We start from the raw sequence: 6,986 nt of genomic DNA, 5'->3' as shown, positions 1-6,986 counted from the left end.
TCTGGCCGGGATCTCAAAAAATGCGTGGAACTAAAACGGGTCTATTTACAGTTTGACAGTAACATTATATATAATAATACCATAATGCTTAAGCGTGATAACAGAGTCCTCATTAGAAAGCCTTATGAGCTTTTCTATGATAAAACAAGTATAGGAGTTGCAGAGGATGGTTACGGTGAAATTATTGAAAATTACAATACGAATGAGCTCAATACAGTATTAGGTGTTATTTCTAACCTCAGTTTCAAACAGTTCATAGAATTCTTAACTAATGAACTTGAATCTAAAAATGAATACGGCCTTCCAAATATATTCACAAATACAGTTTTAGTTAGAGATAAAACTCTCAAACCCTTTACTAATGAAATTTACTCACCAAGATATTTCATATTCGAAGAAAACAATTAATTAGTCTCTATAAAAGAAAACTCCACTAAAGTTTTTATTGAGCTCATGTTTAAAAAATATGCTGAGGCTACCAACTTTGCATCAATTGAAATTCATGAAAAATATATAGCCAATATTCCTGATGAAATTGACCTAATAATTTTTCTAAAACATCTCTCCAGACAACTCAAAGCTTTTAGTGAGATGGATGATGTATCTTCTAATATTTTAATTGACCTTTCGATGGCTTCTGCATTTTATAGTAGCATTTCCGATAAAAACCCTCCCCTTACGAGCTTTGAAAAATTCACTGAGTTTTATCTACCGAATGAAGAATTCTCACATAGCACTTACATTTATTCGGTAGACGACACCATGTCGATCGATGACGCAAATCCTAAGAATTTAATAAACAGCATTCTAAGCACAATCACAAAAACTAAGAATTCAGCTTTCCCATTTCTAATGTTAGATATTGAAAATGGTCTTATTGGCTTTCAAAACACTATTGAAAATATTCTTTCTAAGGATGAAAGCGTGTTTTTAGTTAGCATTGAATCCTTTAGCCGTTGCCAAGTAAAACTCCAACCATATACAAAAACTCTTGAGCTAGGTAACAATGAAAGCTTTGATTATTCACATGTGAAATATATAAATTTCACAGGCCATTGCATTGAAGAAATTACTTTATCGCACTCTTTCTACATCAATAAAGCTTCGCATATTTATCACAGTAAGATTGGAGGTTTCATTTACTTAATTGCTTTACCCCCATCATTATCTAAAACTTACAGGTATATTATTTATTTATCTAGAACGTTATCATCACAACACCCTAGGACCTTTACACCATATGAGATAAACAAGGTAAACATATCAAAAATAGAGAGGTTTGAGCATGCTGTTCATGTTATTAGGCATCACAAAGGCATCCAATACGAAGTAGCAAAAGATCTATTAATCAAATGGCTATCGTCATTCCCTGAAAAGTATCGAGAAATTTTCGTGTTGCTAATAGCATCGCACCAGTACATCACCTCAAATGAAATAGGTGCATTCTGCGACCGTATTCTAAAATTAATAGATAATAATGAAAATGCAATGATGATAAAAAAAGTTGAGGATTATAATGGTACTATAAGATGTTTTCATCAAAACGATAGATTGAGTCGCAAACTATCTTCTTTAGATCCAGCCCTAATCGACATAAACCGATCTGACGAACTATCAATCATTGTAGATGTAATTATTAGCGGCACACAAATATATCAAGCAATGAATTATTACGTAACGGGCTCAGGTAATAATAATTGTTACTTTGATGGTGTGGATATAAATGGAATAGCTCTAAACACCAAACTTGCAAAAGTTTCAAAGCTGAAGATTTACTGTATTTTATATACACAAGACGCTATTGATAAAATAGAAGAATCCCTTAAAAAAATAATGCCTTCGCTAAAACATGTAGAGATATCATGTGGTAGGGATATTGGTGACAGTGCCTATTTTGGAACTACAACAGCAATTGGTAATTTAGACAAAGAAAAAATCTCTAAAATATTATGTGATGAAGAAGAGTGCCTCTTAATATATAGCTATCTTAAACACCCGACTCTCAAAAACAAAGAGTTTCGTAAACGCTATGTTTTAACCAATGATAAAATTTCAAAAACGAATTTAGTTGCAAGATTTCAATCACTACCAAAAATGTGCTTTAGCTTTTTGTATCTTGGGCTTAAAACCAACAACGAACTTCATCCCATGGATAGAGTTTTAGAAACAAGTGATCTAAAATAAAACTTTAAAGGGTGTTAGTTATCTTAGCACCCACTTTCAAATATATAGATTGGTAAAAATCATATCATTGATATTATTAACAACTAGTTCGACTTATAATTAATTGCAAAAGCAAGCGACCTCATGAATCCCTGAATAACCTGACGCCGCAAGAATATCGGCTGATGACTAAAAAACCGGAAATGTCAAAAAGTGTGTGGAACTAAATCTGGGACACTTACAATACGAGTACCTGCCGGATGATTTCATAAGTTCATAGATTATCGACGTAACAATCTAATTCAATGAGAACATCGTAACAGTACTGAAAACAGATCATCGCCACACCGTCATTTTCCCGACATATCCCGGCCCTAAACTCACGCCATCCGCGATGAGAGAACCGTCAATGAGCCACGTAAAGCTAGCAGAAACCTGGATAGACCCAAGCGTGCGTATGCGCGAGTGCAGTATTGGAAGGCAGTGCGAGGTGCTGGCGAACAGCCAGATGGAGTACAGCAGGCTGGATGATTTTTCCTACGTTGGGGAATATTGCAGCGTGGCCGATGCCACGATTGGCAAGTTCGTGGCAATTGCCAACAGCGTACGTATTGGCGCACCGAATCATCCGATGGATCGCCCGTCACAGCATCGCATCACCTATTGCCCGGAATACTATTCCGCCAGCGCGGTGCGCGACGCCGGTTTTTTCAGCCGCCGCCGGGACGATAAGGTGATTATCGGCAACGACGTCTGGATCGGCCATGCGGCGATTGTGCTGCCCGGCGTTACCGTCGGCGATGGCGCGGTGATTGCCGCCGGGGCGGTGGTCAGTAAAAACGTCGAGCCTTATACCATCGTCGGCGGCGTGCCGGCCAAAACTATCCGGCAGCGCTTTTCACCGCAGATCGGCCACAGACTACAGCAGATCGCCTGGTGGGACTGGCCGCTGGAAACGATTATCGAACGGCTGGCCGACTTCCAGGACGCGGATGTTGAGGCATTTTGCCGCAGGTGGGAGTGAGCGCGACCGTGATGCCCTCCCACTCCCGTTAGATAAACTGCTGCTCCCGCAGATGGCGCAGCAGCACTTTTCCCTCCGGCATAAAGTCGGTGCCGTAGCGCACCAGGCCAATCCCTTTCAGCTCGGCATCGATGGCATAGCGCAGTTCGCCGGGGGATTTCTGTGCCAGCATCACTACCGCGATTTTTTTCAGGCGCGGCTCGTACTTCAGCAGCACGTCGGCAAGAGTGTTCATCAGCTGATGCGCCGTACCCGGCATCCCCTGCAGGATCCGCGTCATATCCGGCAGACCGTAGTCCGGTAGGTGGGCCAGCGTACCGGCCCGACAGTTGAGGATGCGCTGCATATTATCCAGCACGGAGAGGATCACCTGGTTCTCCTCGCTGACCTGATGAAGATCGAGGCCGCCGGAAAAATTGCCGTAGAGTATCTCGTAGAGCGACGGCGTGTTGTGGTCGCGCATCATCACTCCCCATCGATCGCGATTGGGCTGAGGCTGTTCGCGCCGGCCTCAAATACCCGCGCTTTATCCGGATCGAGCTGTTTACGGTCCAGCACCTGTTTCCAACCCTGTTTCACACTGTCCGGGTGACGGAACAGCGCCACGACCGCAACGAATTTCGCATCGGCCTCCATCGGCATATCAAGGCCCACGGCACTGCCCGGCTTGAGCACGACATCGCGGCTGGCCAGTAGATCCTGGCCCAGCAGCGACTCGCCCTCTTTCAACAGCTGCTGATAGACCGTTTTATCGAAGGTTTTACGCTCCCTTAGCTGATAAACGCGAATCACCACGGATTCCGGGTGCGAATTATTCTCTCGCGCATCCGTATTCAGATCGGCGCGGGCGACGAAATCAAGGTGCAGGACTTTAATCTTCTTGTAGAAAATAGATGATACGGCAGATTTCGTGCCGTCGCTGACGCTCTGACCCAGCCCGCATCCTGACAGGTTAAGAACCAGAACCGGCAGCAGCCAGATAGCTGATTTAGTTAAATTTGTAGGTAACACGTCGTTGTCCTTGAGTCTGTGTTGCGGGTTGCAGGCCGCTGTAGTTTCCCAGCTCCGTGGTAAAAGTGGCGGGCAGATCGTCAGGAATCCTGTCGCCATCAGCGCCCAGCACGCCGTTCATGCCCAGCCATAGCGGTGCTTCACCCAGTGGCGGAGCGGGCAGCAGGCTGGTGGGTACAGTCAGGCGAATACGCGCCTTAAACCTCCACCCCAGATAGACGCGCAGCATCACCAGAAAATCCTGCCAGAGCTGGCCTTCCGGCATCCATCCTCTCGCCTCTTCAGGGTTGTGTGTTTGCAGCTCAACCAGCAGCTGGCTGCTGGTATCCATCACTTCGTCCCCCAGCGGGCCGTTGCCATCCAGCAAAATATCCTCGTCGCCGTAAAAACCTGACGGCACATCGATCCTTACCGGACGCAGGCTGTAGGGGCTGACGTTAACGCGGGTATCCGGTGCCAGCAGATGTACCAGAGCCTGCATCCCCTCCCGGGTTTTTCCGGGCTGGCGCAGCACGCCAAGGAGCGCCAGAAAGCGGGACACCGGCGTGGCGATATGATTCGCGGTGCCCGGAATTCCCAACCCCACCAGCCCCAGCAGAGACTGAGAAACTGCATCCGTTCCCCCTGCGGCAAAGGCTGCCGGGTAAGAGTATTTTCGCCAGATACGGTAAAACTGAGTGAGAATGCGATGGCTGAAGATATCCAGAAAGCCCTGTAGCGCTTCGTGCCCTTCACGCTGCTGGTTAATATCATCCAGGAATGCCGTCGGCAGGGGTGAGTCAACGCCATAGAGTCCCATAAAGGTGGTGCGCACCACGGGTGGCCGGGTTTGATCTTCGCCATCATATTCAACGGCATTCAGCTCCGTGGCCGGAAAGCCCATTCCCGGATGAGGACAGAAGCGAACCGGGTCGTCAGAGGGACGGCTGGTGCTGCCCATCAGCGGCCGGGCAGGTTCCTGCTTTTCCAGCAGCTGACAGAAACGATAAAAGTTTATTCGCGTCAGCTCCGCTTCCAGGCGGGGCGTCAGCCGGGAATGCGGCGGTTGTGTTTCTCTTCCCATTCCAGGCGTTCTCCGGTGGGTTGCAGGATGATAATCAGGCGGTTAAACAGGTAGATATCGGTGTAAAGCGCAAAGAACCGGCTCAGCATTTCACCGAACAGGCAGATATCCCCTTTTCCGGCAAAACCGTTGCTGTCGAGGGTAACTTCGATCTGTACCCCACGCAGCAGATAGCCCTGCTCAAAGCGCTCCGTTTCACCGTGGCGAACATCAATAATTGCCTCCAGCCGGCGTCGGTTCATTTCGCTGTCGGTCCATTCGTACAGCGCCAGCGTGCCGCGCAGCACCTCGGCGTTGTCCATCATTGATAAAAATCCACTGCCGAGGTGGCTGAGTACCCGCCAGTGGAAGCGATCGCGGTCCGGTGGGTAGCAGGGCAGCGTTGGCGCGCAAAGATTGCGGACACCAATACTGACGGAGGTGCTTTTCATAACGGTATCCAGCAGCGTGCTCTGTAATGCCCGGCGAGGGAGCTGTCCGTTGGTACCGGTCAACGTCAGCGACAGGCTTTCGTTTTCCGGTACCGTATGACGATCGAACGCCTCGCCGCCGAGGATCAGCCAGGTACTGTGCAGCCCGGAAGGACCACGCCGCACGCGGGTGTGGTAGTAATATTCCGGCGCTTCATGCCGCATCATCCCGCCCTTATGGCGAAAGCTGGAGAACGGAACGTAAACCTGCCGGCTTGCCGACATGACCGAATCCACGCTGTAAATCTCGGTGTGCCCGTCCTGTACGCGCATCGGGCGCAGCAGGTATTCGGTGCGCAGAGAATCGAGCGTCAGCGGATCGGATTCCAGCGGAAACAGGTTAATCACCGGCACGCAGTTAAGGCGCAGATGCTTTGTGCTAAAGGTGAAGTCATGCTCCCAGCGCTCGGCCAGCACCACATCGATTTCAAACCATGGAAGCGATGGTGGAAACTCGACCGATTCCAGCCCACACAGTCCGGTGAACATAAACTTTTCGCGGAAGGTGAAGTATTCCAGCAGCAGCTGATAGCCGCTGAAGCTGCTGTTGCCCTTCGGCCACAGGCGATCGTCCTCGGCAAATCCCAGCGCGGTGAAGTGCCCCGCCAGCGGGCGGCGATCGATGTCTCCCGGCAGGCGCAGCCACATCCGGGCCACGTTCATGGTAAAAGCCTCATGCATGGCGCAGGCCAGCGGCGCATCGGCGTTGAAATAGAGCGGGATACGGCTCAGATCGATGCGGCTCCAGTCGGCCAGACTGCTGCATGCAAATCGCAGTGAGATCGTCGAGCGCCCTTCGGCATCGGTCGTTAAACGCGCCTGCTCCAGCGCCAGTGGCTGAAGGCCGATCTCGCGGGTGGTGGTATAGCGGCAGCGCGTTGCTTTATCGCCAACCGGACGAGACTGTATTTCAAAGCCCTGATTTATAATCATTATTTCTTTCATTTCCCGCCATTCGGGCGTGAATTCCACCACCGACATTGACGGGATGGTGCGCAGATAATGTGGCCAGAGCAGGCTGACCAGCCCTTCGGTGAGCTCGGGCAGATCATCATCCAGCTTTTGGCGCAACCTCCCCATCAGAAAAGCAAAGCCTTCAAACAGGCGTTCAACATAAGGGTCGCGCGCCCCGGCCTTGTCGAGATTGAGCATTGCCGCTCTGTCCGGATGGGCACGGGCAAATTCTTCACCGGCTTCAAGCAGGTAGCGCATTTCAGCGTCGTAGTAACGCAGGGTTAAATCGTCCATAACAGAA

Annotated in this window: 7 protein-coding genes and 1 pseudogene; 4 read left to right on the top strand and 4 right to left on the bottom strand. The window is 49.0% G+C overall.

Annotated features, from left to right (window positions below; genetic code table 11):
* The 4 genes and pseudogenes from IBT47_RS24100 to IBT47_RS24085 all read left to right on the top strand — a co-directional run.
* The coding region (locus IBT47_RS24100; RefSeq protein ID WP_234472079.1) for a hypothetical protein at window positions 1-408 on the top strand (408 nt) is incomplete at its 5' end.
* 45 nt (window positions 409-453) lie between these two features.
* On the top strand, window positions 454-2,184 hold the full coding sequence (locus IBT47_RS24095) for a hypothetical protein (RefSeq protein ID WP_200563548.1): 1,731 nt from the start codon (window positions 454-456) through the stop codon (window positions 2,182-2,184).
* A gap of 110 nt (window positions 2,185-2,294) precedes the next feature.
* A pseudogene (locus IBT47_RS24090) lies at window positions 2,295-2,390 on the top strand (integrase); the annotation flags it as partial.
* Window positions 2,391-2,572: 182 nt separating this feature from the next.
* Window positions 2,573-3,187, top strand: a complete 615-nt coding sequence (locus IBT47_RS24085; protein WP_200563546.1) for a DapH/DapD/GlmU-related protein — start codon at window positions 2,573-2,575, stop codon at window positions 3,185-3,187.
* Between the two features lie 28 nt (window positions 3,188-3,215).
* Here the strand turns inward: IBT47_RS24085 and tssE are convergent, their stop codons facing one another.
* The 4 genes from tssE to tssF are packed head-to-tail and all read right to left on the bottom strand — an operon-like array spanning window position 3,216 to window position 6,979.
* On the bottom strand, window positions 3,216-3,653 hold the full coding sequence (gene tssE, locus IBT47_RS24080; RefSeq protein ID WP_105591183.1) for a type VI secretion system baseplate subunit TssE: 438 nt from the start codon (window positions 3,651-3,653) through the stop codon (window positions 3,216-3,218).
* Window positions 3,653-4,198 (bottom strand): type VI secretion system lipoprotein TssJ, encoded by a 546-nt coding sequence (gene tssJ / locus IBT47_RS24075; RefSeq protein WP_200563544.1) that lies wholly within the window; start codon window positions 4,196-4,198, stop codon window positions 3,653-3,655. The genes tssE and tssJ overlap by 1 nt, the downstream gene beginning before the upstream one ends.
* On the bottom strand, window positions 4,176-5,261 hold the full coding sequence (gene tssG, locus IBT47_RS24070; RefSeq protein WP_200563542.1) for a type VI secretion system baseplate subunit TssG: 1,086 nt from the start codon (window positions 5,259-5,261) through the stop codon (window positions 4,176-4,178). Before tssG ends, tssJ begins: the two co-directional genes overlap by 23 nt.
* Entirely contained in the window at window positions 5,225-6,979 is a 1,755-nt protein-coding gene (tssF, locus tag IBT47_RS24065; RefSeq protein WP_200563540.1) for a type VI secretion system baseplate subunit TssF, read from the bottom strand. Before tssF ends, tssG begins: the two co-directional genes overlap by 37 nt.
* Between the last annotated feature and the right edge of the window lie 7 nt (window positions 6,980-6,986).

The organism is Erwinia sp. S43, assembly GCF_016624745.1.
In the GTDB taxonomy this organism is placed as follows: domain Bacteria; phylum Pseudomonadota; class Gammaproteobacteria; order Enterobacterales; family Enterobacteriaceae; genus Erwinia; species Erwinia coffeiphila.
This window is presented reverse-complemented; position numbering and strand designations above follow the sequence as displayed.

What these genes read in the sequence shown, in the direction of transcription:
- IBT47_RS24085 (WP_200563546.1), top strand. Translation starts at nt 2,573, where the DNA reads ATGAGCCACGTAAAGCTAGCAGAAACCTGGATAGACCCAAGCGTGCGT.
- tssG (WP_200563542.1), bottom strand. Translation starts at nt 5,261, where the DNA reads ATGGGAAGAGAAACACAACCGCCGCATTCCCGGCTGACGCCCCGCCTG.
- tssF (WP_200563540.1), bottom strand. Translation starts at nt 6,979, where the DNA reads ATGGACGATTTAACCCTGCGTTACTACGACGCTGAAATGCGCTACCTG.
- tssE (WP_105591183.1), bottom strand. Translation starts at nt 3,653, where the DNA reads ATGATGCGCGACCACAACACGCCGTCGCTCTACGAGATACTCTACGGC.
- IBT47_RS24095 (WP_200563548.1), top strand. Translation starts at nt 454, where the DNA reads ATGTTTAAAAAATATGCTGAGGCTACCAACTTTGCATCAATTGAAATT.